The organism is Pseudoflavonifractor phocaeensis (assembly GCF_016901735.1).
GTDB lineage: Bacteria > Bacillota > Clostridia > Oscillospirales > Oscillospiraceae > Pseudoflavonifractor_A.
This window is the reverse complement of sequence record NZ_JACLZC010000182.1, coordinates 1-613: the sequence shown is the minus strand read 5'-3', so window position 1 is coordinate 613 and position 613 is coordinate 1. Positions and strand designations below refer to the sequence as shown.

At 58.6% G+C, this 613-nt stretch carries 1 protein-coding gene and 1 pseudogene; both read left to right on the top strand.

The features are described from left to right. Positions 1-212 (top strand): annotated as a pseudogene (locus H7U37_RS15160) (relaxase/mobilization nuclease domain-containing protein); the annotation flags it as partial. Further along, positions 202-588 carry a cysteine-rich VLP domain-containing protein gene (locus H7U37_RS15155; RefSeq protein ID WP_002596231.1) on the top strand — a complete coding sequence of 129 codons (387 nt, stop codon included), beginning with the start codon at positions 202-204 and terminating at the stop codon, positions 586-588. The pseudogene H7U37_RS15160 and the gene H7U37_RS15155, both read left to right, overlap by 11 nt. The last annotated feature ends 25 nt before the right edge of the window (positions 589-613 follow it).

Genomic DNA, 613 nt, shown 5'->3' with positions numbered 1-613 from the left:
ATTTCAAGGCGCATGGCATTACCAAGCTGCCCGCCCGGAAAGCGTTGCAGGCCGAGATCGAGCAGCTTATCTCCGAGAAAGACGGCCTGTATAACACCTATCACGAACAGAAACAGCGGTTCAAGGAGTTGCAGACCGTCAAGCGGAACATCGACCAGATTTTGCGCCGGGACGAGCCGCACCGCAGAAAGGAGCAGAGCCATGAGCGATAACCTGCCCCACATGGACTACCGCCAGCACCGGCGGGCGCGGCGGCTGGTACATGAGTGCTGTAACTACGATGAGGGGAACTGCCTGCTATTGGACGACGGGGAGCCTTGCGTGTGCGTCCAGAGCATTTCCTTTTCCCTCATGTGCCACTGGTTCCGTGTGGCTGTCCTGCCCCTTGACGGGGAGCTGGCCGCAGCCCTCTTGTGCCGGGGAAGCCGGAAACGGTGTGCCGTCTGCGGGGCGGCCTTTGTCCCCAAATCCAACCGGGGAAAATACTGCCCCGACTGCGCCGGGCGCATGAAGAAAATCAAAGCCGCCGAGAGAAAGCGGAAACAAAGGCAGAGATGTCACGCTTTAGAGCCTTTCAAACCCGCATAAATCAAGGCTTTTTTCGTGGGTGTCA